Consider the following 24025-nt stretch of genomic DNA (forward strand, 5'->3'; position numbering starts at 1 on the left):
TCACTGCAACCTTTCCAATGGGCCCCGGCCTTCGCCGGGGTGGTGGACAGTAACGCTACCTCCCCGTGTTCTCCCGCGTAGGCGGGAGCCCAGGCTGGGTTCCCGCCTTCGCGGGGAAACAAGGATAAGGGAGTCGTGCCGCAATGGTACGCGAGTACCTTTACTTCACCGGCTCATCGAGCACGATCGGCACGCGGTTCGTCTTATCCGGCTTCTTCCGAAATTTCCGCCCGATGTCGCGAACCAGCGCCATCGGGTCTTTCCCCTCGCCATTCTCGCAACAGCTATGCGGATCGATCAGCGCGCCGATGCCGCGGATCAGCACGACCGGGACCGTGAACAGGTCGACGCCCGTGCAGCCGCCGGGCGGGCACGCCGGGCCGGCATTGTCGAGCGCCGCGCGCGGGTCGCCGGTGGGTTGGCGGGGTCGATCCTGTGGGGCGCGCTCGCCGGGTAGCGGTAGCCGCTGCTCAGCCGATCCGTTGCTGCCGCAGACGATGATTTCCGTCGGGCTCGAGCCTGGACAGCGCGGCGGATCGAGGATCGACCAGCTGGGCGGCGGCGGCGGCGGCGGCGCGACGATCGGCGTGGTGGGAATGCCCGACGTCGCGGCTTGCAGGAACAGGGTCACGGCAAGGAACGACACCGACCGCCTGCCGCTAGTTCACGGTGCCCACGGGGCCGTCGAGATCGATCGGCACGCGACCGCTCTTGTCGGGCTTCTTGGCGAGCGCGCTTTTGATGAGGCCGACGGCTGCCTTGGCGATCGGCGCGATCGGGGGGCCGAAACCGACCTGACAGCCCCATTGGCTCGCCGTGCAGGGCGTGTTCGCCAGTTGCAGCGCGCGGACGGCGCTGAGTTCGGGATTGGCGGCGACTGCACGGTCGGGCGGGCCACGATCGTCACGCATCGGCAGGCGCGGGCTGTCCTTGGCGGTCGCCCCGCAGACGATGATCTCGTTGCCGTCCCGCGACGCGGCGGCACAAGGGTCGACGAGAATCGAGAAGCGCTCCGGTGCCGCCGCCGGCTTCGCAGGCAAGGGGCCGGACGTGGCCGCGGCAACTTGAAGCAGCGCGCTCGTAATCATGGTCGCTACGGCGCTCATGGGGCGGGCTTGCGGATCGAGGTTCCGCCTTCGCCGCCGACCGTCACGCTGACCCCCGCCATGCCCCCTCCGACCTGGAACGGGCTTAGATCGTCGAGCGGCGAGGTGCGGTGGAGCAGCCGGATGCGTTCCCCCCTGACGCTTTCATGCGCGGGGTCGCCAGGGTCGTGTTCGACGAACGGCACCCGGTAGCGGTCGGCCTTGCGCAGGCCGCAGACGGTGATGTCGGTCTCGTCGGCGCTTGGCAGGCATGGCTGCTCGGCCGCCATCCTCGACTTGGCAGCGGCCATCAGCGGGTCTTCGATCAGTATCGACAACAGCATCGCCAGCATGAACGCCTCCGGACACGGCAGAGGATGGCGACGTTAGTCTTGCAGGGCAAGCATCATTCGGTCGCCGCTATTCGTCGGCGGCAGGACCGATCTTCGCGACGCCGAGCCGGGGGATGTCGATCGCCGGGCAACGGTCCATGACCACCTGCAGACCAGCCGCTTCGGCGCGTGCCGCGGCTTCTTCGTTCACGACGCCAAGTTGCATCCACACCGCCTTCGCGCCCGCCGCGATAGCCTGGTCGACGGCCTCACCGGCCGCGGCGGAGTTGCGGAAGATGTCGACGATGTCGATCGGGTCGCCAAGTTGCGACAGGTCGCGAAACACGAACTCGCCGTGGACATGCTCGCCGGTGATCTGCGGATTGACCGGGATCACGCGGTAGCCATGCGCCTGAAGCTTGGCCATCACGCCGTACGACGGGCGATTGGGGCGGTCGGAGGCGCCGATCATCGCGATCGTACGTGCGTTTTCGAGCAGCGTCTTAATATCGGCATCGGCGGTCAACGGCATCGATGCCTCCTGCGAGAAGAAACCTGGTCCGCTCGTACCGCGACTCTACGCGTCGGGTACGACCGGTAATAACACAACGTGGATCAGGCCTGCGGGTTTCACAGTTTTCCGAGCCATGCGACGACCTGAGCAGCGATCGGCATGAAAATCATATCGTCCGGGTTCGAGGCGGGCGGTGTGCCGGCATCGGACGCGGTGCGGATCGAGATCGTCAGCGGCACGCGGCCGAGGAACGGGATGCCGAGCTCGCGCGCCGCCGCCTCTGCGCCGCCGTTGCCGAACGGGTCCGACGCCTCTCCGCAATGCGGGCAGATGTACCCCGCCATGTTCTCGACCAGACCGATGATCGGGATGCCGGCCTTTTCGAACAGGTCGATCGCGCGACGCGCATCGATCAGCGCGAGATCCTGCGGGGTCGAGACGATCACCGCGCCTGCGGGGCGGTATTTCTGGACCATCGTCAGCTGGACGTCGCCGGTGCCGGGGGGGAGATCGAGCACCAGCGTATCGGTAACGCCCCAATCCGCCTCGACCAGCTGGCCGAGCGCCCCCGCCGCCATCGGCCCGCGCCACGCGATCGCCTTGCCGGGCTCGACGAGCTGGCCCATCGAAAGCAACGGTACGCCGTACGGTGTGGGGACAGGGTCGAGCACCTTGTCCTTCGCAGTGGGGCGCGTGCCCTCGACGTTCATCAGCCGGGGCTGCGACGGACCGTAGATATCGGCGTCGACCAGCCCGACGCGGCGACCGGCACGCGACATCGCGATGGCGAGATTGGCGGCGAGCGTCGATTTGCCGACGCCACCCTTGCCGCTGGCGACCGCGATCAGCCGGCGGGTCGAGCGTTCAGCGGTGACCGCGATCCGTACTTCGGTCACGCCGGGCTGCGTCGCGGCCATCCGCACGGTCGCTTCCAGCGCATCACGCGCTTGCGGGTCGAGCCCGGTCGCATCGATGATGATGCCCGCTCGGGTCCCTTCGAGCCGGACGGTCGCCCGCTTGCCCGCTACTGCAGCAACCGCCGCCTTTACGCCTTCGATGTCGATCATCCGTGCCAGATAGGACCGCTAAGGCCGCTTGGCACTGTTTTTCCGCCAGCGCACACCTATAAAGGTTGGTATGACGATCTTCTCGCGCTGGTTCCGGCGCCCCGATATCCTCGCCACCGAAACACCGAAAGGCCCTTGGGGCGGCTCGGGCGACGACGGTAACAGCGGCCCGCGCAATCCTTGGGCGCAACCACCCGGTGGCCGCAAACCTGCCGCCAAGCCGACCGCGCTCGACGAGTTCCTGCGGAAAGCGCGCGGCTCGGGCGGCGGCGGTGGCGGCACTGGCGGCTTCGGCGGCCTGCCCTCGGGCGCCAACGCCCGTGCGCTCTGGGCGATTGGCGTCGCGATCATCGCGGTCGTCTGGATCCTGTTCACCTCGGTCCACCAGATCGGCCCGCAGCAACGCGGCGTCGTCACGTATTTCGGCAAGTACGCCGGCACGCTCGATCCCGGCCTGCGCCTGACGATGCCTGCACCGATCGCCGACGTGACGGTGGTCGACGTGCAGAAGATTCGGACCGACAATTTTCCCGTCGGTGACGGCGAGAACCTGACTTTGACCGGCGACCAGAACATTATCGATCTCGCCTATTCGGTGCGCTGGGACATTGCCGATCCCCGCGATTACGTGTTCCAGCTCGCCGAGCCGAACGACACCGTCCGCGCCGCCGCCGAGAGCGCGATGCGCGCGGTGGTCGCGACGACGACGCTCGACCAGGCGATCGGTACGGGGCGTACAGTGATCGAGCAGCGCGTGGCCGACCTGACGCAGCAGATCCTCAACGACTACAAGTCGGGCGTCCGCATCCAGGGCGTCGCGATCAAGCAGGCAGCTGCGCCCGCGCGGATCGTCGAGGACTTCAACGCCGTCACCGCCGCACAGCAGGAGGCGATCGCCAACCTCAACCAGTCGCGCTCGTACGCGCAGCAGGTCGTGGCGCGCGCGCAGGGCGAGGCCGCGTCGTTCGATAAGGTCTACGAGCAGTACAAGCTCGCGCCCGAAGTGACGCGTCGCCGGATGTATTACGAGACGATGGAGGCGGTGCTCGCCAAGAGCGACAAGACGATCGTCGAGACGCCGGGCGGGGTTGTGCCGTATCTGCCGCTGTCCAACGCCAAGCGTTTGCCGAACCCGGAGGCTGTCCAGTCGACGCCAGCGCCGGCCGCGGCGGCGGCTGCCCCCCAGCCTGGAGCTGCCCAGTGAACGCCGTGAGTTTCCGCAACCCGATCGTCGCCGGGATCGTCGCCCTGTTACTGGTGATCCTCGCCGCATCGACCTTCGCGATCGTCCCCGAGACCAAGCAGGCGGTGATCCTGCGCTTCGGCCAGCCGATCCGTACCGTCAACGCGTGGCAGCCGAACACCCCGTTCGGCCAGACCGGTGCCGGTCTGATCGCGCGTATCCCGTTCGTCGACCGGATCGTCTGGATCGACAAGCGCGTGCAGGACCTCGAGCTCGACAACACGCTGGTGCTGTCGACCGACCAGCTCCGGCTCGAGGTCGACGCCTATGCGCGCTACCGGATCGTCGATCCGCGCAAGATGCGCAATGCGGTCGGCAGCGAGGATCGGATTCCCGATCAGCTGCGCCCGATCCTCGGGTCTGCGCTGCGCAACGAGCTCGGCAAACGACGCTTTGTCGAACTGCTCAGCCCCGAACGGTCGGAGCTGATGGACAACATCCAGAAGGGTCTCCAGCGCGTCGCCAGCCAGTACGGCGTCGAGATCGTCGATGTCCGCATCAAGCAGGCGAACCTGCCCGTCGGCCTGCCACTCGAAAGCGCGCTCAAGCGTATGTCGAGCGCGCGCCAGCAGGAGGCGATCACGATCCGCGCCGAGGGCCAGAAGCAGGCGCAGATCGTTCGTGCGCAGGCGGATGCGGATTCAGCGAAGATCTACGCCGAGAGCTTCGGCAAGGACGCTGATTTCTACGACTTTTACCGCGCGATGCAGTCGTACCGGCACACGTTCGGTGCCGACGGTGGCCCGGCACCGGAAGGATCGACCTCGATCATTCTGTCGCCGAACAACAGTTACCTGAGGGAATTCGAGGGCCGCGGGCGTTGATCCTGCGGAACCTTTGAACCCCTGTTCATATTCAAGCATCGTTCAGGACGGCTTGCCTAACGGCGATCTGTTTCGATTGATGAAACGAGAGGACAACATCTAGTGCGTTACGCCTACGCCATTACCAGTGCTCTTCTCCTCGGCGGCGCGACCGCGACGCTCGCGCTCCAGCCGAGCGGCGCGCAGGTCGCGCAGAACGAACCCGGTGCGATCCAGGCGGTCTCGCCGAAACCCGGCGCGCCCATGAGCTTCGCCGACATGGTCGCGCGTCTCCAGCCCGCGGTCGTCAACATCTCGACCAAGCAGACGATCGTCCAGAAGCAGCAGGCCAATCCGTTCGCGGGTACGCCGTTCGGCGACCTGTTCGGCGGCATGGGCGGCGGCGGCCAGGGTGGTGCGCCGGTGAAGCGCGAAGGCGCCTCGCTCGGTTCGGGCTTCCTGATCTCGCCGGACGGCTATGTCGTCACTAACAATCACGTGATCTCGCCGGGCGCACAGGGCGCGACTGTCGATTCGATCACCGTGACGCTCAGCGATAAGAAGGAATATGTCGCCAAGGTCATCGGCAAGGATCAGGAATCCGATCTCGCGCTGCTGAAGATTGACGCGGCCAACCTGCCGTTCGTGAAGTTCGGCGATTCGAACGGCGCCCGCGTCGGCGACTGGGTCGTCGCGATCGGCGAGCCGTTCGGCCTCGGCGGCACCGTGACCGCGGGTATCGTCTCGGCGATCAACCGCGTCACCGGCCAGGGCGGTGCGTATGATCGCTTCATCCAGACCGACGCGTCGATCAACCAGGGCAACTCGGGCGGCCCGATGTTCGATCTCAACGGAAACGTGATCGGCGTGAATTCGCAGATCTTCAGCCAGTCGGGCGGCAATATCGGCATTGGCTTCGCGATCCCCGCGGCCGTCGCCAAGCCGATCATCGCCACCTTCATGAAGGGCGGCACGATCGAGCGCGGCTATATCGGCGTCCAGCTTCAGCCGGGCGGCACGATCAACGAGGATACCGCCGCGGCGCTGGGCATTCCCAAGAACCAGGGCGAGCTGATCAACGACGTGACCGCGGGCGGTCCGGCGGCCAAGGCCGGCGTGCGCGCGGGCGACGTCGTGACCAAGGTCAACGGCCAGCCGGTGACGGTCGACCAGTCGCTGTCCTACCTCGTCTCCAACGTGAAGCCCGGCCAGACCGCACGGCTCGACATCCTGCGCAACGGCAAGCCGACTTCGGCAAACGTGGTCGTGGTGCCGCGTCCAAGCGCGGACAAGCTGGCGGCTGTGGTCGGTGGCGATGCGCAAGGCTTCGGCTCCGACGACGGTGACGACGGCGATGACTCGGCCACGCCCGCCGCACCGGTGGCCGGCGCAGCGCTTGGCATCGGCGTCCAGCCGCTGACCCCGGCGATCGCGCAGGCGGTCGGCGTCGAAGCCAGCACGCAGGGCGTCGTCATCGCCGTGGTCGCGCAGACCAGCGACGCGTATGGCAAGCTCAAGCGCGGCGACGTCATCATCTCGGTCAACGGCACGCCCGTCCGCACCGCGGTCGACGTCCAGAACGCGGTCAACACGGCCAAGGCGGCCGGTCGCCCGCAGGTGTTGTTGCAGGTGAAGCGCGGCCGTAGCCCGGCCACGTTCCTGCCGGTCAAGATCAAGTAATAAACGACCGACATGACTGACCCGAAAGGACCGTCGCTCGCCTGAGCGGCGGTCCTTTTTCTTTGGCGCGCGCGAGGTTAGGGTCGGCGCCGGATACAGAGGACGAGACCCATGACCGACGGCATCTTCATCGGCGCGAGCGTGGACGGCAAGCCGCAGACGCTGGAGCTGAAGCGCGCCAACCGCCACGGCCTGATCGCGGGCGCGACCGGTACCGGCAAGACGGTGACGTTGCAGGGGATCATCGAGGGCTTCTCGGCGAACGGCGTGCCGTGTTTCGTCGCCGACGTGAAGGGCGACCTGTCGGGCCTCGCGATGGCCGGGTCGCCGACCGCGAAGACGCACGCGACGTTTGCCGAGCGGGCCAAGGCGATCGGCGACGATAGCTGGGCCTATGCCGACAATCCCGTTCAGTTCTGGGACCTGTTCGGCGAGCAGGGGCATCCGATCCGCACCACGATCAGCGAGATGGGGCCGCTGCTCCTGTCGCGGCTGATGGACCTCAACGAGGTGCAGGAGGGCGTGCTGACGATCGCCTTCCACGTCGCCGACAAGGAAGGGCTGCTGCTGATCGACCTCGACGATCTCCAGGCGATGCTGACGGAATGCGCGGGGCGGGCGGACGAGCTGACGGTGACGTACGGCAACGTTTCGAAACAGTCGATCGGTGCGATCCAGCGCTCGTTGCTCCAGTTGCGCACGCAGGGTGCGGAGAATTTCTTTGGCGAGCCGGCGCTGGAGATGAACGACTTCATCGGCGTCGACGACCGGGGCAGGGGGATCGTCAACATCCTCGCTGCCGACAAGCTGATGGCCTCGCCGAAACTGTACGCGACGTTCCTGCTGTGGCTGATGAGCGAGCTGTTCGAGCATCTTCCCGAGGTCGGCGATCCCGACAAGCCGGTGCTGTGCTTCTTCTTCGACGAGGCGCATCTGCTGTTCGACGAGGCGCCCAAGGCTCTGCTGGAGAAGATCGAACAGGTCGTCCGCCTGATCCGTTCGAAGGGGGTGGGCGTGTATTTTATCACGCAGAACCCGATCGACGTTCCCGACACCGTTGCGGGTCAGCTCGGCAACCGCGTCCAGCATGCGTTGCGCGCGTTTACGCCGCGCGATCAGGCGGCGGTGCGCTCGGCGGCGGAGACGTTCCGGGCGAACGCCGGCGTCGACGTTGCGACGATCATCACCGAGCTGAAGGTCGGCGAGGCGCTGGTGTCGTTGCTGCAGGCGGATGGCGCACCGACGCCGGTCGAGCGCACGCTGATCAAGCCGCCCGCCTCGCGCGTCGGGCCGATCACGCCGGCCGAGCGGAAGGTGATGATCGAGACCGATGCGATCGGCGCGAAGTACGACACGCTGGTCGATCGCGAGTCGGCCGAGGAGCTGCTGGCGGCGAAAACGCAGGAGGCGAGCGCTGCGGCGGCTGAGGCGAAGGCGACGACCGAGGCGGATAAGGCCGCGGCGGCGCAGGCGAAGCTCGATGCGAAGACGGCGAAAGAGGCGGAGCGCGCCCGTATCGCGGACCAGCGCGAGGCGGATCGCCAGCAGCGAGAGGCCGACCGCGAGGCGGCGAATTCGCCCTGGACCAAGATGGCATCGTCGGCGACACGCGCGGCAAGTTCGTCGATCGGCCGGCAGGTGGCGAACGAGATCGGCAAGCAGGTGTTCGGGACCAAGTCCCGCCGCTCGTCGTCGAGCGGCGGCTTGGTCGGTACGGTACTGCGCGGGGTTTTAGGCGGGCTGTTCCGGGGGTAGACTGCCCTCATGATCAGGGGCCGAGCCGCCCCCCAAACAAACACACCACCCCGGCGGAGGGCGGGGCCCAATTGGGGAACGGAGGTAACGTCGGACGGCGCTCCGTTACATCGACCTTCCCAATTGGGCCCCGGCCTCCGCCGGGGTGGTGGTTAAGCCATTCAAGGAGTCAGACATGTCCCTCGATTTCGAATCCACCACCGACTGGACCCCGACCGACTGGACCGCGATCGGCGAAGACAGCCTCAACGAAGCGATCACGCTCCGCCGCGCGATCCACGCCGACCCCGAAGTTGGCCTCCACTGCCCGCGCACCTCGGACAAGGTGAAGGCCGCGCTCGCCGGGCTCCCGCTCGAAATCCGCGAGGGGACCTCGACCACCGGCTTTGTCGCGATTCTCCGCGGCGGCCGCGCAGGCACTGCCGGCGGCAACGGCCGGACGGTACTTCTCCGCGGCGACATGGATGCGCTGCCGATGCAGGAGGAAACCGGCCTTCCGTTCGCGTCGAAGATCGACGGCGCGATGCACGCCTGCGGGCACGATTCGCACACCGCGATGCTGGTTGGTGCAGCCAAGGCGTTGTGCGCACGGCGGGACGAACTGCCTGGCACGGTCGTCTTCATGTTCCAGCCGGGCGAGGAGGGGCATCACGGCGCGCGCCACATGATCGCCGACGGCCTGCTCGACTCGCCGCTTCCCGAGGCGGGCTTCGCGCTTCACATATCGCCGAACATGCCGATGGGGCATGTCGTCAGCCGCGCGGGCACGCTGATGGCGTCGACCGACACGTTGCGCGCGATGATCACCGGCCGCGGCGGGCACGCGGCGATGCCGCACGACTGTCTAGACCCGCTGCCTATCGCCTGCGAGATCGTCACCGCGCTCCAGACCTATGTCGCACGGCAGGTGGCGGTCACCGACCCGGCGGTACTGTCGATCACCAAGCTCAACGCAGGGTCTGCGCACAACGTCATTCCGTCGACCGTCGAGATGCTCGGCACGATGCGCACCCTCTCGGAGCGCACGCGCGAACAGGTCCGTGCCGCCTTCATCCGCATGGTCGAGGGCATCGCCGCCGCGCACGGCGCCGTCGGCACGCCGACGATCGAGGAAGGCTACCCGGTCACCGTCAACGACGAGCGCGCCACCGACCTGATGAAGGCGTGCGCGACCGCGATCGGCGGCGAGGGCGCGTATCAGGTGATGCCGCCGATGATGGGCGCGGAGGACTTCTCGTACGTCCTCCAGAAGCTGCCCGGGGCGATGGCGTTCATCGGTGCCGCGCCCGAGGGCAGCGATCCGCGCACCAACCCGCCGCTGCACAACACGAAGATGACGATCGACGAACGCGTCATGGCCCACGGGATCGCGATGCACTGCGCGGTGGCCGAGCGCTTCCTGGCGAACGGCTTCGACTGAGGTCGATCCTGTAGGGACGACTGTTCTTTTTACGTCATTCTGACGAAAGTCAGGACCCAGGATCACGAGCGGTACCGTGTTTGGCTCTGGGTCCTGACGTTCGTCAGGATGACGGTTGAGGTGGAGTTCATCCGCCCCGATACCGCTGAATTTAGTTCGAAGACCGCGTGGTCCCCGCATAGTTCGCAACCGCCGCGGCCGCCGCCTGGATCAACCGCTGCCGCTCGGGCATCGGCCGGATGGTGTCCCCGATCATCACCGCGATCGCGTAGCGACGGCCATCCGGCGCGGTCAGCAGCCCGACGTCGTTGAATCCGGCGTTGCGGCGACCGAGATCCTGCCCCGTACCGGTCTTGTGCGCGATCTCCCAGCCCCCCGGAAGCGCCGCGCGCAGCCGGGCGCGCCCGGTGACCGAGCGGCCCATCGTATCGAGCAGGATCTTGGTCGACGTCTCCGACAACAGATCCCCCTTTGCCAGCCGCGCAATCGCATCGGCGATCGCGATCGGGGCGGCGCCATCGGGCGGATTGCGGACATACGCGTTCAGCGCAGCCTCGCGCACTGCGGGCGACAACCGGTTGCGGGCGGTCATGAAGCCGCCGTTGACCGCATAGGAAGGTTGCCATTTCAGCCCGGCCGTGCCGCTCTGCAACAGCCGCTCGCCAGGACCGAACCGGATCGCGCCGAGCTGTTTCCGGTCGATCATCGACCGCACCGCGGACGGTCCGCCGACGCGTGTGAGCAGCCTATCGTTGGCCGTGTTGTCGCTATGCGTCAGCGCCCGGGTCAGCAATTCGCCGACGGTGGTGCGATAGCCGTCGCCCTTTACCAGCATCGCGATCGGCTGGTGGAACAGCGTGAGATCCTGCGGCCGGACCACGATCGGTTCGTCGAGCCGGATTTTGCCCTGATCGCGCAGGTCCATGACGGTCAGCGCGACCCACAGCTTGCTGACCGACTGCTGCGGCAGCAACTGGCGCCCGCCGGCTTCGACCGTCCAGCCGTCGTCGACTGCGCGCACCGCGATCCCCGCCTTGCCCTGGAACCCGCTCTGCAGTTCGGAGATCGCGTTGACGAGGCTGGTGGGAGCAGGGCGCAACTGACGCGGCAAGGGTGGCGGCACCGGGATCGAGACGATCCCCTGATCCTGAGAGATCGGCGCGATCGCGGTCGCGCCGGGACGCGACGCCGATCCGCATCCCGCCAGCAACACGCCACACAGTGCCGTTGCCAGAAGACGGTTGATCGCACTCGTCGATGTCATGTTGCTTGAACGCCCTGCACTGAAGACCCGACCCTTATCCGCGGATCCGCGTCGCGAAACCACGGTGTTGCGCGACTGCGACGAAGCGCGCGCCGCGTGCGCCGAACAGCGCGAGCATCAGGGAACGAGAACCGTATCGACCGCCTCGGGCAACGTCTCTGGATAATCGAGCGTGAAATGCAGCCCTCGGCTCTCGTGCCGGTGGAGCGCGGATCGTACGATCAGTTCGGCGGTCTGGAGCAGATTGCGCAGTTCGATCAGGTCGGGCGTGACGCGGAAATGCTGGTAATATTCGGCGACCTCGTCGTTGAGCAGTTCGATCCGGTGCTGCGCGCGCTCAAGCCGCTTGGTGGTGCGGACGATGCCGACGTAATTCCACATGAAGCGGCGGATCTCGGTCCAGGTCTGCTTGATCACGACCTCTTCGTCGGAATCGGTGACGCGGCTTTCGTCCCAGGGGCGGATCGGCGGGGGCGGGGGCAGCGTGTCCCACGCGGCTGCGATGCTGTCCGCCGCCGCCTCGCCGAACACGAAGCATTCGAGCAGCGAATTTGACGCGAGCCGGTTGGCGCCGTGCAGTCCGGATTCGGTGCATTCGCCTGCCGCATACAGGCCGGGAAGATCGGTCTTGCCGTGTTCGTCGATGACGATGCCGCCGCACGTGTAATGCTGCGCGGGGACGACCGGGATCGGCTGCGTCGTCATGTCGATGCCGAGGCCGAGCAGCTTCTCGTGGATGTTGGGGAAGTGATGCCGGATGAACTCGGCGGGCATGTGGCTGATGTCGAGATGGACGTAATCGAGCCCGTAGCGCTTGATCTCTGCATCGATCGCGCGCGCGACGATATCGCGGGGGGCGAGCTCCATCCGCGCAGGGTCGTAATAGGTCATGAAGCGCTTGCCGGTCGACGGATTGATCAACCGCCCGCCTTCGCCGCGCACCGCTTCGGTGATCAGGAAATTCTTGACCTCCAGATTGTAGAGGCAGGTCGGGTGGAACTGCATCATTTCCATGTTGGAGACACGCGCTCCGGCGCGCCACGCCATCGCGATGCCGTCGCCGGTCGCGCCGCGGGGTGCGGTCGAGAACAGATAGGTCCGCCCCGCGCCACCGGTCGCGAGGATCGTCGCGCGCGCGGTGTAGAGTTCCACGCGTTCGGTGTGGCGGTCGACCGCGTAGACGCCCCAGACGTTGCCCGCACCCGAATAGCGTTCTTCGTGGCGCGACGTGGCGAGGTCGATCGCGATCTGGTCGGGGACGAGGGTGATGTTCGGATGCGCCTCGGCGGCCTTCTGCAGCGCGTCCTGCACCGCCCAGCCGGTCGCGTCGGCGACGTGGACGATGCGCCGGTGCGAGTGCCCGCCCTCGCGAGTCAGGTGCAGCGCGTTGCCCTCGGTCTCGAACGGCACGCCGAGATGCGTCAGGCGTTCGATCGCGGCAGGTGCACCTTCGACCACCATTTCCACGATCGCGCGGTCGTTGAGCCCGGCGCCGGCGACCATCGTGTCCTCGACATGGTTCTCGAACGTGTCGCCGGGTTCGAGCACGGCGGCGATCCCGCCCTGCGCCCACGCGGTCGAGCCTTCGTTGAGCGCGCCCTTCGCCAGGACGGTGACCTTGAAGCGATCGGCAAGATTGAGCGCGGCGGTGAGGCCTGCGGCGCCCGAGCCGACGATCAGGATGTCGCTGTTCATGCGTGGTTTCCGAATTGATCCAAGCCCGAAATGGCGTCGGCAGCTTTGCGGAAAGTTACGTAGTTCACACGACGTCGCGCTCGGAAACTTCCTTCATCATGCTTCGACGATCTGGACGACGCTACGCTCAAAGCGGCGGATGAGTTGGTAAGGGAGGCCTGCATACTGTCGCTGTTGCCTGAAAATACGGTGATAGGACAGAGTGGTAGTTCTCATACCGGGAACAGGAATGCAGCATAGTCTCGGGCGCCGTGCAGAACGTGAAGGATGACAACCTGTTCGTGTTCGACACGACAGAAGATCAGGTGATCGCCATGAACGCGACGGCGTATGCCTCGCGCCTCGTACCGCGGCACCAGCGGGAAGCGGCTAGGAAGATCGGCGAGGGCGAGGCACTTCGCGCGCAGCATCCGGATGTACGCGATCGCCCGGTTCGGATCGTCGCGAGCAATATAGTCGCCGATCTCCTCAAGGTCTTGTTCGGCCCTGGCGGAGATCAGGACGATCATCCCGTGCCGTCTGCCAGCGCCGCATATTTGGCTTCGAGTCGGTCGAAAACCTGGTCGGCGGATGTCGCCCGGCCTGCCTCCGCATCGGCTAGGCCACGCGCTATCGATGCGTCGAGCGCCGCCAGACGCGCCTCTCGATCCTGCAACAATCGCACGCTTTCGCGCAGGATCTCGCTCTCGGACGCATATCGACCGGTCTCGACGAGATGGGACACATAAGTTTCGAGCTGTTGGCCGAGATCAGCACTGATCATCACGCACCTCCATCGGAGTTGCCCCAAGCCTATCGACTATCCTGCCGGGGAGCAAATAACGCCGACGCTCGTGGTTCAGGCGTTGGCTGCCCTTGTCAGGCTGAGGAAAACGTCTTCCAGATCGGGCTCCTTGGTCGAGACGTCGACGATGCCGAAGCCGCCGGACTGGATCGCGGCGAGGACTTCGCCGGCGTTCACGCGGTCCTTCTTGTAGGTGATTTCGAGGGTGCGGGTGCCCTTCAGCGCGATCTTCTGGAAGCAGGCGTTGGCGGGGATATCCGTCACGTCGCGGTCGACGGTGACGGCGACGATCTTCTCCTGTGCCTTGCCGACCAGTTCGCGGGTCGGTTCGTTGGCGATCAGGCGGCCGTTGTTGATGATCGCGATGCGGTCGCAGAGTTCTTCGGCTTCCTCGAGATAATGCGTGGTGAGGACCACCGTCACGCCAGCCTGGTTGAGGCTGCGGACATAGGTCCAGAGTTGCTGGCGCAGTTCGATGTCGACGCCCGCGGTCGGCTCGTCGAGCACGAGGACGGGGGGCGAGTGGACCATTGCCTTCGCGACCATCAGGCGGCGCTTCATCCCGCCGGACAGCGTGCGGGCATAGGCGTGCGCCTTGTCCTCGAGATGCACCGCGCGGAGCAGTTCCATGGTGCGGCGCTTCGCCTTGGGGACGCCGTAGAGGCCGGCCTGGATCTCCAGCGTCTCGAACGGCGAGAAGAAGGGGTCGAACAGGATCTCCTGGTTGACGATCCCGATCGACGCCTTGGCGTTGCGCGGGTGTTCGTCGATGTCGAACCCCCAGATCGCCGCGCTGCCGTCGGTCTTGTTGACGAGGCCGGCGAGGATATTGATGAGCGTCGACTTGCCCGCGCCGTTGGGGCCGAGCAGGCCGAAGATCTGGCCGCGGGGCACGTCGAACGTCACGTCGTCGAGCGCGCGCTTGGGCGGGGCGGTGCCGACGGGCGCGTAGGTCTTGCAAAGGTTCGAGATTGCGATCGCAGCTTCGGTCATGGCTGCGGCATAGCGGGGCGGGCGGGGCTGGTCATCCCCTCGGGCGTTGCAAAGAAGATTTGTTCACGCGGAGGCGCGGAGACGCGAAGGTGTTGCGCTTGTCGCGTAGCGACCGCTCGATCACCTACCTGCGGAACAGATCATGATGTCTCCCGACCGACAGGCTGGATGCAACACCTCCGCGTCTCCGCGCCTCAGCGTGAACCCATTCTTCCTTCTTGCCCACGCCGAAGAACCAATTGCCCGGCCCGCGCGCGCTTGCTATCGCCCCCTCATGCATCCGCCGCTCGAAACCACCCGCGTCACCCACGCCCGCGTCGCCTGCGATGGCGCCACCGACATTCCCGGCGGTGCGGCGCTCGGCCACCCGCGCGTCTGGTTGCAGATCGACGAGACCGGCTATGTCGATTGCGGCTATTGCGACCGCCGCTTCATCCTCGTCGGCGGCGCCGCGGATGGCGCGGACCAGTCGACTTTGCGCGATCGCGGGGATGGCGCAGGGCGCTAAGCCGCTTATATCTATCGGATGACGATAGCAGCAGACCCCCGTTCGTTCCTCTACCGCGATACCCTGGACCCCGAACAGGCGCAGGCGCTGACCGCCAAGGCGCTCGGCAAGGCCGACGATGGCGAGTTGTACCTCCAGTATCGCAAGGCTGAGGCGTTCGGGTTCGACGACGGCCGGCTGAAGACCGCCTCCTACGACACCAGTTCCGGCTTTGGCCTTCGCGCAGTGTCGGGCGAGATGACAGCTTTCGCGCATTCGAACGAGATGACCCCCGCCGCGATCCGTCGCGCCACCGAGACGATGGCGCTGATCGAACCGGGCGTCGCCGCGAAGGCCCGTCCGCCGCAGGGCACCAACCAGCGCCGCTACACAGATGCCGATCCCCTCGACCTCGTCCCCTTCGCCGACAAGGTGAACCTCTGTCAAACGATCGACGCTGCGGCGCGGGCGCGCGATCCTCGCGTCGCGCAGGTATCGGTCAGCCTTTCGGGAACGTGGTCCGTCGTTGAGATCGTCCGCGCGGACGGTTTCGTCGCGACCGACGTTCGGCCTTTAGTCCGCCTCAACGTCTCGATCGTCGCCGAGCAGAATGGTCGCCGCGAGACGGGCAGCTACGGGATCGGCGGGCGCTATCTCTACAACGACCTGTTCGAGCCTGCGACGTACAACCGCGCGATCGACGAGGCGTTGTCGCAGGCGCTGGTCAACCTCGACTCGATCGCCGCTCCTGCGGGCGAGATGACCGTGTTGCTCGGCAATGGCTGGCCCGGCATTCTGCTGCACGAGGCGATCGGTCACGGGCTCGAGGGCGATTTCAACCGCAAGGGTACGTCGGCCTTCTCGGGTCGCATCGGCGAGCGCGTCGCGGCCGAGGGCGTGACGGTGGTTGACGACGGCTCGCTCCAGGATCGCCGCGGCTCGCTGACGATCGACGACGAGGGCACGCCGACGCGCGAGACCGTGTTGATCGAGGACGGCATTCTCAAGGGCTATATGCAGGACCGCCTCAACGCACGGCTGATGGGCGTCGAGGCGACCGGCAATGGTCGCCGAGAGAGCTATGCGCATGCGCCGATGCCGCGGATGACCAACACCTTCATGAAGGCCGGCAACGACGATCCCGCCGAGCTTCTGTCGCGCGTCAAGAAGGGCATCTTCGCCAAGGCGTTCGGCGGCGGGCAAGTCGATATCGTGTCGGGTAAGTTCGTGTTCAGCTGCACCGAGGCCTATCTGATCGAGGACGGCAAGATCGGTGCCCCGATCAAGGGCGCGACGCTGATCGGCGATGGCCCGAGTTCGCTGACCAAGGTTCGCGGGATCGGCAACGACTTCGCGCTCGACGAGGGCATCGGGATTTGCGGCAAGGGAGGACAGTCGGTGCCGGCTGGTGTCGGGCAGCCGACGTTGCTGGTGGACGGACTTACGGTCGGGGGGACGGCGGCTTAAAGTCCGCCGACGACCATGTCGATTGCGGCCTTCAGATCATATTCGTAGTCGACAAGCGAACCGATCTTTTCGCCGAGTTGTCGGCTATCGACGGCGCGTAGAAACTGGACGGCGACCCGATATTTCGTCTGATGCACCGTCACAAGCGGATTGAGCCTGGACTGCGAAACCGACGGTTCGTCCGGCTGGCGTAATGGGGCAACGACCCGTGAGCGCAAGTCGCTTAAAAGATCGCTCTGGCAATTCACGACAAGCCCGTGACCGTCGATCGAATGGACGTCGAATTGCGCCATTTACAGCGGCTCAAGGCCGGAAAGCGGAATTCCGTTCTCGTCGATCCATCGGTTCTGTGCTTCGATCCACTGTCGATTCTCTTCCTTCCAGCGTCGTTCGCGCTCGGTCTTGATTGCGCCGCGAAGTGCGGCTTCGGTAACTCGCGACAAGTTGACGCCCGCTTCCTTGGCAGCGGCGACAATACCGGTATCAACGGACATATTTACTGATTTGCGCTTGCCGGTAGCGATAGGATCATGTTTCATGCGCACAAAGTATGCGCGTTGACGACGCGCGTCAATTCGGAGCCGAACGATGGACTTCTTCCCCGCGCTCACCGACGATCATCGCGCGTTCGTCGCCCGGCAGCCGGTATTCTTCGTCGCGACAGCCGCGGAAGGCGCGCGGATTAACCTCAGTCCCAAAGGCATGGACAGCTTTCGCGTACTCGATCCGAAGACGGTCGCGTATCTCGACGTCGGCGGGTCGGGGAACGAGACGAACGCGCATCTTGGCGCCGATGGTCGCATCACGATCATGTTCTGCGCGTTCGACCAGCCCGCGGTGATCTTCCGCATCTACGGCAAGGGCCGCGCGGTGTTGCCGCAGGACGACGGCTGGGCTGACCTCTACGCGCAGTTCACGCCGTTGCCGGGTACGCGGCAGATTTTCCTGATCGATGTCGGTGAGGTGCAGACGAGTTGCGGGTGGGGCGTGCCGTTCATGACGCTGGACCGCGAGCGGCAGACGCTGTCGAAGTATCACGCGACGCAGACTGACGCCGAGAGGATCGAGGAACTAGCTGGGCCGATCGAGAGCATCGACGGGTTGCCGGTTCGGCTTGGCACCGTCCTGTTGGAACGCGTGGGCGCATGAGCTTGGTCGAGCTGGGGCGCTACGGGCGCAACGAGGCGCACATCATCGTCGGTCGGCTGGAGAGCGAAGGCATCCCGGCAGTGGCGTTCGATGGCGGGATGTCGGTCATGGAAGGGAGCTGGTTGCTGATCCCGGTTCGCGTAATGGTCGACGAGGATGACCTGGACGAGGCTAGAGGGATTTTGCCGGGGTGAGCGGGTGCGTTAGGCGCTGATAGAAAGCCGCCTAAGCCCCCGGATCGTCATTCCCGCGCAGGCGGGAACCCATACTGGCAATGCTCGCAAGTCAATCGATAGCCCTTGAGCATACGGGTCCCCACCTCTGCGGGGATGACGATAGGTTGGGATCGTACGCCTTTGGTATCGAGGGCGGGGCCTTTGCCGCCCTCCGCCCAGATCACCCCCCAGCGCTGACTCGCCAGATTGCGTTGCCGACGTCGTCCGCGACCAGCAGGCCGCCGGTCTTGTCGGTGATAACGCCGACCGGGCGGCCTTGCGCATCGCCGTCCTTGTTGAGGAACCCACTCAGGACATCGACCGGCTTCGCGTTAGCCGCCGGGAAGCCGGTGTCGCCGAAGGGGATGTAGACCACTGTGTAGCCCGACACCGGCTTGCGGTTCCACGAGCCGTGCTCACCCACGAACGCGCCGTTGGCGAATTTCGCGCCGAGCTTCGCGTCTGCGGAGAAGGTCAGGCCGAGCGCGGCGACGTGCGGTCCGAGCGCGTAGTCTGGGCGCTTGGCGTATTGCTGAAGCGCGGGGTTCTTTGGTTCGACACGGGTGTCGGGATAGCCGCCCCAATAATACCAGGGCCAGCCGAAATTGTCGCCGAACTCGACCTGCGTCAGGTAATCGGGCGCGAGGTCGGAGCCGAGCATGTCGCGTTCGTTGACGACGGTCCACAGCCCGCCGGACTTGGGGTTGATCGCCATGCCGTTGGGGTTGCGCAGGCCGGCGGCGTAGATCCGCCAGTTCTTGTCCTTCGGCCAGACCTGCAGGATGTTGGCGCGGTATTTCTCCGTGTCCATGCCGTTCTCGGCGATGTTCGAGGACGAACCGACCCCCACGTACAGCGTCTTGCCGTCGGCGGCGGTGATGACGTTGCGCGCCCAGTGATTGCCGCCGGGGTTGAGCTTGATGACGAGTTCCGGCTTGGCGGTGATCTTGGTCTGACCGTCGACATAGGGCACGCGGACGAGCGCGTCGGTGTTGCCGATGTAGAGCTGGCCGTCGAGCAATGTCATGCCGAACGGCGAGTTGAGGCCGGTCATGAACACCGACTTCATCTCCGCCACGCCGTCACCGTTCGCGTCGCGGAGCAAGGTGATGCGGTTGGCCGACGGCACGCCGGCGCCTGCGCGACCAATCAGGACCTTCATCACCCAGCCGGTGATTCCACCGCCTTCGCGTGGCGGCGAATTGCTCTCGGCGACCAGCACGTCGCCGTTGGGCAGGCGGTACATCCATCGCGGGTGATCGAGCCCGGTTGCGAACGGTTTCACCGCCAACCCCGCAGCGGGGGTCGGCATCGCGCCGTTCTGCCAGCCGACGACCTTGGCGACCTTGACCGTCGGAATCGTCTGGATGCGAGGATCGGTGATCTTGGGCAGCTTGCCCGCGACCTGGTCGACCGACAGTTCGGCGGTGTCAGGCCACCCGAGGTAGGCGACGCCCGCGGCGATCACGAGCAGGATCAGGCCAAGGACGATGAGAATGTGTTTGCGCATGTTGGGAGATTAGGGGGGCGAAGGGGTTGGGGCAATCTCTACCGCGACCTCTCTTTTCGCCGTACGCTCCTGGTCCGTCTTCCCAACGAAAGCTGGGATGACGGGTGGAGTTGGGCAAATCCTCCCCGGCACGGGGAGGGGGACCGGCGCAGCTGGTGGAGCGGGCTTCCACGGGTGATGCGCTCGCGGTGATCCCCCTCCACCCCGCCGCTGCGCGTCGCGATCTCCCTCCCCGTGGAAGAATAAAAAAAGGCTGCCGACATTTGCCGACGGCCTTTCTTCGTCGCCAAGACGTCGCGTTTACGAGATCGCGGCGTGCTGCTCGGCCCGCACCTTTGCCAGGTAGAAACGATCGGCGTTCGTCACCTTGTTCCACACCTTCACGAACGCGCCTGCGAACTTCTCGCTCGCGTCGTCCGCCGTATAGACTTCGGCCAGCGCGCGCAGCTGCGAGTTCGAACCGGAGACGAGATCGACACGGTCTCGCCGCTGCCCTCGACGTCGCGCTGGATACCCTCCTACGTCGAGAGCGCCTTTGCCAGTCCGGCGGACTCGTTGACCGCCTAATCCTTCTGCGACGCGAGACGGATACGCGCACCATTGGCACCGCCATGCCTGGCACTTCGGGGCCGAGCAGCAGCGGGTAGGGGCCCATGTCACCGTGCGTCCGCTCGTACCACGCCTCTGCGAACGCCTTGGCGAACTCGTCGGGGTTCTTCTGGAAGCGGCGCGAGATTTTGTTGTACGCACAATCCACGCGCCGCGCGATGTCGCCGACCAGCATCGTCGGGCGGTGCGTCTTGGTGGCGTTAAACGAATCCTGATCGGTAAACAGATTGCGTCATCGGCAGTGATCGCGTGGGGTGTAGTGCCGACGACGCCAGGTTCGGGCGATCAGAACCGGATCGGCACGCCGACGAAACCCTGCCACGTCTGGTTGTCGACGTGCTTGATGTCGAAACGGAGTCCGTAGCGGCGGCCGATCCTGTATTCGACGCCTCCCCCGACCACGAAACTGCTTCCCCACGCATTCGCATCGCCGATACCGATCTGGTCGCGGATGCGGTATGCGTTACCGCCGTAGCCGAACGATCCGTATCCCATCAGGTGCGGCATCAGGACATAGCCGGCCCGCATTGTACCCCGCACGCCGAACTGCGGCCGCTGTTGGTAAACCAAGCCATCGAAGGTTGCCGCATTGGTGCGTCCACCAATGGTCCCGGCGATCTCGACACCCAACCGCCAGTTGCGCGAGGCGGGAATATCATAGCCTGCGAACAGGCCGCCGCCCACGCCGTTGGCCCGGTAAAAGGACGTTCGACGGTCTGTGCCGCGGCGCCGTTCGCGATCACCATCATCGACAGGCTCATGACATAACGCATCGTCAGCTCTCCTCATGGATAGAGGATCATTGCGGTGCCGAAATGAACGCGCGTTTGCAGTTCGGGGAAATTGATCAGTCTTCGACCAATTCGATCTTTGGTGGATGCAGGCGCAACCGGTTGATGCGGCGCTCGTCCGCGTCGGTGATCTCCAGCTTCCACCCGCTGGGGTGGTCGACGCATTCGCCGATCTGCGGGACATGCCCCGCGAGCAGCGCCGCCAAGCCGCCTAGCGTATCGATATCGCCATCGACTTCCGCCAGCCGTGGATCGATCAGTTCTGCGGCGTCCTCCAGCTCGGCACGTGCGTCGGCATCCCAGGCGCCGCCGTCGATCGGCGTCATCAGCACCTGCGGTGCCTCGTCATGCTCGTCCTCGACCTCACCGACGATCTCCTCGATCAGGTCCTCGAACGTCACGAGCCCTTCGGTGCCGGAGTATTCGTCGAGCACGATCGTCAGGTGAACGTGCTTCTGCCGCATGTCCGCGAGCAGATCGAGCGCACCGCGTGACATCGGCGCGTAGAGCGGCTCGCGGATCAGCCCGGCGATCGACGTCGGATGCTCGGCGCCGGTCGCGAGGATGTTGAAGACGTCCTTGATGTGGACCATGCCGATGATCGTATCGAGGTTGTCGCGGTAGACCGGCAGGCGGCTGTGACCCGCTTCGGCGAACAGCTTGACGAGATCGGCGAACGGCGTCTCTTCCTCGACCGCGATGATGTCCGCACGCGGCACGCCGACGTCGCCCGCGTCGCGCTCGCTGAAATGGAGCAGGTTGCGGACCATCTGGCGTTCGAGCGGGGTGAGATCGCCCTTCGCATCCGGGGCGGGATCGCCCTCATGCCGGTCGATCGCGTCCTCAAGCTGGTCGCGGAGGGATTCGTCTTGAGCACCGAAGATCAGGCCCTTGAGCCCGCGCCAGATACTGTCGCTACTATCGCCGTTACCGGCATTGGGGCCATCGGCCATCGTGGTCGTCAGTCCTCTGTTATCAGATAGGGGTCGTGGAGGCCCAAGGCGGCGAGCGCGTCGCGTTCGATCTGCTCCATGCCCTCGGCCTCGTCGTCTTCGATATGGTCATAGCCTAGCAGATGCAGCGTGCCGTGCACCATCAGATGCATCGCGTGATCCTCGACCGATATACCGCGCTCGGCCGCTTCCGCGACGCAGACGCCGTGTGCGAGGATGATATCGCCCAGCAGCACCTCGCCATCGTCGGAGTTCTGCGTGATCGTCTCGAGCAGATCCGCCTGGACCATCGGGAAGGACAGGACGTTGGTCGGTTTGTCCTTCTGGCGATACTGCTTGTTGAGCGTGTGCACCTCGTCGTCCGACGCGAGCCGGATCGAGATCTCGACCGTCGCCGCACTGGTCAGCAGTTCGCCGTGCGGGGTCCGCTCGATCGCCGCCGTGGCCGCGCGGAGGGCGAGAGTGTCCCAGTCGTGGTCCGGCCACGGGGCGTCGGAAGAGACCGCGATTTCGATCATTCGAGCGTCGCGTCGATGAGGTCGGTATGGATAAAATCACGTCCCTTGAAGAGAATTTCAGCATCCTTGCGCGTGATCGCATACGCCAAACGATCGGCGATGTTGAGCGAAGCTTCATGCACACGCATAAGGTAGCGCCGATGGACTTCGATCGCCAACACGCGTTCGGGTATCTCGATCGCGATCAGGCAGATCGACGGATCATACAAGCGGTCCATCATCAATGTACGAGCCTAGACGATTGTCCGGGACGCAAGCGGGCGATGGCCCTGATTGATTCTCCAACGCGACTACGGATGTGAGGCTATCGGGTTCCCAGACACGCCCGGCGCCAGCGTCAGCGTCTGCTTCTCGTCGCGCACCGCCTGCGCCGACGCGAGGCCGGCGAAGCATTCGCGCTGGGCTTGAGCGCCGCCACGCTGATCGCGTCGATGCGCTCGACCTGAACGATCGGGGCGTTTTCCGGCTCCTTCGGTCCCGGCGCGCAAATCGATCGTTCGGGCCGGCGGTGGCGTGCGGATGCTGAACCCAAACAGTCGACCGGGCGTTCACCCACCGTCACACTTCCAGACGACGGAGACCCCATGAGTATCTTCAGCAAGATCAAGTCCGCCATCTTCGGCGAGCACGGCCCGCTCGGCAGCGGCCATTTCGGCACGCCCAAGGCCGACGCCGCACCTGCCCCGACGCCCGCCGCCGCACCGCAGACCACCGCCGCGCAGCCTGCTCCGACGCCACAGGCCGCCCCCGCACCGGCGGCTGCACCGGTCGATGTCGAGGCGGTATTGAGCGGTATCGCCTCCAAGAAGGGCTCGGATCTCAACTGGCGCACCTCGATCGTCGACCTGATGAAGCTGCTCGATCTCGATTCGAGCCTCGATAACCGCAAGGAGCTTGCCACCGAGCTGGGCTACACCGGCGCCAAGGACGGCAGCGCGGAGATGAACATGTGGTTGATCAAGGCGGTGATGCGCGAACTGGAGAAGAACGGCGGCACCGTGCCCGCCAACCTCAAGGATTGATCCGCAATCTGAAATAGGTGGAGCGTCGGCGCCGGCAACCAAATGTCGGCGTCGATCATTACGCTTTTGGTATCAACCCCTTGAAAGGACTCGAAATGCGCGTCGCGATGCTTGGCCTGTTGGCCGCCTCCACCTTGGTTGCCGGTTGCGTCGGCGACGGAGGCAGCCGCTACGGCGTCGACCCGCGCTACCGGTCCTACGACTATAACCGGCCCGACCCCGCTTACGGGAGCTACGATGCCGGCCGCTACTACCGCGACGATCGTCGCTATCGCGAGCGCCGCCTGTCGCGCAACGAGCGCGTCTATCGTGGCAATGACGGTCGCTATTATTGCCGACGCAACGACGGTACCACTGGCCTGATCGTCGGCGGAGTCGCGGGCGGCGTCTTCGGCAACGTCATTGCCCCCGGCGGCTCGGGCCTGCTCGGTACTGTCCTCGGGGCTGCTGGCGGTGCACTCGCCGGGCGTGCGGTCGATCGCTCCAGCAACGATACGCGCTGCCGTTAAGTCCCTCGACCGGCGCCGAAATATCGGCGCCGGTCGTTCTAAATTATCGGTGTTGCCGGGGGCGCGCGCGAGAATATTATCTGCGAAAATCGACGCAGTTCTTGACCCATTTTACCGGCAAGATTTGCAATTCAGCCGGTCTTGGCCCATATAGCGCTCA

General features: G+C 65.5%; 28 protein-coding genes. 11 read left to right on the forward strand and 17 right to left on the reverse strand.

The genetic code is table 11. From position 1 onward, the window contains the following. Positions 1 to 160: 160 nt before the first annotated feature. From O6Y00_RS17115 to O6Y00_RS17135, 5 genes are all read right to left on the reverse strand, one after another. Positions 161 to 631, reverse strand: coding sequence for a hypothetical protein (locus tag O6Y00_RS17115; protein WP_353443779.1), 471 nt, complete (start codon positions 629 to 631; stop codon positions 161 to 163). A 28-nt stretch (positions 632 to 659) separates the two neighbouring features. Further along, the gene (locus O6Y00_RS17120) at positions 660 to 1106 is read right to left on the reverse strand and encodes a hypothetical protein (protein WP_353443780.1); all 447 of its coding nucleotides are present in this window, start codon (positions 1104 to 1106) and stop codon (positions 660 to 662) included. Then, complete coding sequence (locus tag O6Y00_RS17125) at positions 1103 to 1438, reverse strand: hypothetical protein (RefSeq protein WP_353443781.1); 336 nt, start codon at positions 1436 to 1438, stop codon at positions 1103 to 1105. The genes O6Y00_RS17120 and O6Y00_RS17125 overlap by 4 nt, the downstream gene beginning before the upstream one ends. A 67-nt stretch (positions 1439 to 1505) precedes the next feature. Further along, complete coding sequence (locus O6Y00_RS17130; protein ID WP_353443782.1) at positions 1506 to 1949, reverse strand: CoA-binding protein; 444 nt, start codon at positions 1947 to 1949, stop codon at positions 1506 to 1508. Positions 1950 to 2047: 98 nt separating this feature from the next. Then, positions 2048 to 2998, reverse strand: coding sequence for an Mrp/NBP35 family ATP-binding protein (locus tag O6Y00_RS17135; RefSeq protein ID WP_353443783.1), 951 nt, complete (start codon positions 2996 to 2998; stop codon positions 2048 to 2050). Positions 2999 to 3068: 70 nt separating this feature from the next. On the opposite strand from O6Y00_RS17135, the gene hflK reads away from it, so the two are divergent. The 5 genes from hflK (at position 3069) to O6Y00_RS17160 (ending at position 9899) form a co-directional block, all read left to right on the forward strand. Further along, entirely contained in the window at positions 3069 to 4202 is a 1134-nt protein-coding gene (hflK, locus tag O6Y00_RS17140; protein WP_353443784.1) for a protease modulator HflK, read from the forward strand. Continuing rightward, entirely contained in the window at positions 4199 to 5065 is an 867-nt protein-coding gene (hflC, locus tag O6Y00_RS17145; protein WP_231420249.1) for a protease modulator HflC, read from the forward strand. The genes hflK and hflC overlap by 4 nt, the downstream gene beginning before the upstream one ends. A 102-nt stretch (positions 5066 to 5167) precedes the next feature. Continuing rightward, positions 5168 to 6724, forward strand: coding sequence for a Do family serine endopeptidase (locus O6Y00_RS17150; RefSeq protein WP_353443785.1), 1557 nt, complete (start codon positions 5168 to 5170; stop codon positions 6722 to 6724). A 111-nt stretch (positions 6725 to 6835) separates the two neighbouring features. Then, entirely contained in the window at positions 6836 to 8479 is a 1644-nt protein-coding gene (locus O6Y00_RS17155) for a helicase HerA-like domain-containing protein (RefSeq protein ID WP_353443786.1), read from the forward strand. Between the two features lie 175 nt (positions 8480 to 8654). Then, positions 8655 to 9899, forward strand: coding sequence for a M20 metallopeptidase family protein (locus O6Y00_RS17160; RefSeq protein WP_353443787.1), 1245 nt, complete (start codon positions 8655 to 8657; stop codon positions 9897 to 9899). Positions 9900 to 10050: 151 nt separating this feature from the next. Here the strand turns inward: O6Y00_RS17160 and O6Y00_RS17165 are convergent, their stop codons facing one another. The 5 genes from O6Y00_RS17165 to O6Y00_RS17185 all read right to left on the reverse strand — a co-directional run bounded on the left by O6Y00_RS17165 (position 10051) and on the right by O6Y00_RS17185 (position 14635). Further along, positions 10051 to 11163, reverse strand: coding sequence for a serine hydrolase (locus tag O6Y00_RS17165; RefSeq protein ID WP_353443788.1), 1113 nt, complete (start codon positions 11161 to 11163; stop codon positions 10051 to 10053). Between the two features lie 117 nt (positions 11164 to 11280). After that, positions 11281 to 12858 carry an L-aspartate oxidase gene (nadB, locus tag O6Y00_RS17170; RefSeq protein ID WP_353443789.1) on the reverse strand — a complete coding sequence of 526 codons (1578 nt, stop codon included), beginning with the start codon at positions 12856 to 12858 and terminating at the stop codon, positions 11281 to 11283. A 212-nt stretch (positions 12859 to 13070) separates the two neighbouring features. Next, positions 13071 to 13367, reverse strand: coding sequence for a type II toxin-antitoxin system RelE/ParE family toxin (locus O6Y00_RS17175; RefSeq protein ID WP_353443790.1), 297 nt, complete (start codon positions 13365 to 13367; stop codon positions 13071 to 13073). Then, entirely contained in the window at positions 13364 to 13621 is a 258-nt protein-coding gene (locus O6Y00_RS17180; protein ID WP_353443791.1) for a type II toxin-antitoxin system ParD family antitoxin, read from the reverse strand. Before O6Y00_RS17180 ends, O6Y00_RS17175 begins: the two co-directional genes overlap by 4 nt. 75 nt (positions 13622 to 13696) lie before the next feature. Continuing rightward, positions 13697 to 14635 carry an ABC transporter ATP-binding protein gene (locus O6Y00_RS17185; RefSeq protein ID WP_353443792.1) on the reverse strand — a complete coding sequence of 313 codons (939 nt, stop codon included), beginning with the start codon at positions 14633 to 14635 and terminating at the stop codon, positions 13697 to 13699. Between the two features lie 274 nt (positions 14636 to 14909). Here O6Y00_RS17185 and O6Y00_RS17190 point away from each other — a divergent pair, with 274 nt between their 5' ends. Both O6Y00_RS17190 and tldD read left to right on the forward strand, forming a co-directional pair. Beyond that, on the forward strand, positions 14910 to 15143 hold the full coding sequence (locus O6Y00_RS17190; RefSeq protein ID WP_353443793.1) for a zinc-finger domain-containing protein: 234 nt from the start codon (positions 14910 to 14912) through the stop codon (positions 15141 to 15143). A gap of 18 nt (positions 15144 to 15161) precedes the next feature. Further along, positions 15162 to 16589 (forward strand): metalloprotease TldD, encoded by a 1428-nt coding sequence (gene tldD, locus O6Y00_RS17195; protein ID WP_353443794.1) that lies wholly within the window; start codon positions 15162 to 15164, stop codon positions 16587 to 16589. Here tldD and O6Y00_RS17200 read toward each other — a convergent pair. Together O6Y00_RS17200 and O6Y00_RS17205 are read right to left on the reverse strand one after the other, a co-directional pair. Next, positions 16586 to 16882 carry a CcdB family protein gene (locus O6Y00_RS17200; protein ID WP_353443795.1) on the reverse strand — a complete coding sequence of 99 codons (297 nt, stop codon included), beginning with the start codon at positions 16880 to 16882 and terminating at the stop codon, positions 16586 to 16588. The two genes, tldD and O6Y00_RS17200, sit on opposite strands and share 4 nt — an antisense overlap. Then, complete coding sequence (locus tag O6Y00_RS17205) at positions 16883 to 17128, reverse strand: type II toxin-antitoxin system CcdA family antitoxin (RefSeq protein ID WP_056047063.1); 246 nt, start codon at positions 17126 to 17128, stop codon at positions 16883 to 16885. It lies immediately after the preceding gene. Between the two features lie 49 nt (positions 17129 to 17177). Between O6Y00_RS17205 and O6Y00_RS17210 the strand changes: the two genes are divergently transcribed. Together O6Y00_RS17210 and O6Y00_RS17215 are read left to right on the forward strand one after the other, a co-directional pair. Further along, positions 17178 to 17738: a pyridoxamine 5'-phosphate oxidase family protein gene (locus O6Y00_RS17210; RefSeq protein ID WP_353443796.1), complete on the forward strand. Its 561-nt coding sequence runs from the start codon at positions 17178 to 17180 to the stop codon at positions 17736 to 17738. Further along, positions 17735 to 17932, forward strand: a complete 198-nt coding sequence (locus tag O6Y00_RS17215) for a DUF2007 domain-containing protein (RefSeq protein ID WP_353443797.1) — start codon at positions 17735 to 17737, stop codon at positions 17930 to 17932. The genes O6Y00_RS17210 and O6Y00_RS17215 overlap by 4 nt, the downstream gene beginning before the upstream one ends. 202 nt (positions 17933 to 18134) lie before the next feature. On the opposite strand, the gene O6Y00_RS17220 is transcribed toward O6Y00_RS17215, so the two are convergent. The 5 genes from O6Y00_RS17220 to O6Y00_RS17240 form a co-directional block, all read right to left on the reverse strand. After that, positions 18135 to 19463, reverse strand: a complete 1329-nt coding sequence (locus O6Y00_RS17220) for a PQQ-dependent sugar dehydrogenase (RefSeq protein WP_353443798.1) — start codon at positions 19461 to 19463, stop codon at positions 18135 to 18137. A gap of 894 nt (positions 19464 to 20357) precedes the next feature. Then, positions 20358 to 20756 (reverse strand): outer membrane protein, encoded by a 399-nt coding sequence (locus O6Y00_RS17225; protein ID WP_353443799.1) that lies wholly within the window; start codon positions 20754 to 20756, stop codon positions 20358 to 20360. Positions 20757 to 20919: 163 nt separating this feature from the next. Continuing rightward, complete coding sequence (locus O6Y00_RS17230) at positions 20920 to 21816, reverse strand: hemolysin family protein (RefSeq protein WP_353443800.1); 897 nt, start codon at positions 21814 to 21816, stop codon at positions 20920 to 20922. A gap of 8 nt (positions 21817 to 21824) precedes the next feature. Next, positions 21825 to 22334 carry an rRNA maturation RNase YbeY gene (ybeY, locus tag O6Y00_RS17235; protein WP_353443801.1) on the reverse strand — a complete coding sequence of 170 codons (510 nt, stop codon included), beginning with the start codon at positions 22332 to 22334 and terminating at the stop codon, positions 21825 to 21827. Then, positions 22331 to 22555: a type II toxin-antitoxin system VapC family toxin gene (locus tag O6Y00_RS17240; RefSeq protein ID WP_353443802.1), complete on the reverse strand. Its 225-nt coding sequence runs from the start codon at positions 22553 to 22555 to the stop codon at positions 22331 to 22333. The genes ybeY and O6Y00_RS17240 overlap by 4 nt, the downstream gene beginning before the upstream one ends. 363 nt (positions 22556 to 22918) lie before the next feature. Between O6Y00_RS17240 and O6Y00_RS17245 the strand changes: the two genes are divergently transcribed. Further along, complete coding sequence (locus O6Y00_RS17245) at positions 22919 to 23356, forward strand: DUF3597 domain-containing protein (RefSeq protein ID WP_353443803.1); 438 nt, start codon at positions 22919 to 22921, stop codon at positions 23354 to 23356. Positions 23357 to 23451: 95 nt separating this feature from the next. Next, positions 23452 to 23865 carry a hypothetical protein gene (locus O6Y00_RS17250; protein ID WP_353443804.1) on the forward strand — a complete coding sequence of 138 codons (414 nt, stop codon included), beginning with the start codon at positions 23452 to 23454 and terminating at the stop codon, positions 23863 to 23865. Positions 23866 to 24025 lie beyond the last annotated feature (160 nt).

The sequence above is a fragment of the Sphingomonas faeni genome, assembly GCF_040407565.1.
In the GTDB taxonomy this organism is placed as follows: Bacteria; Pseudomonadota; Alphaproteobacteria; order Sphingomonadales; family Sphingomonadaceae; genus Sphingomonas; species Sphingomonas faeni_F.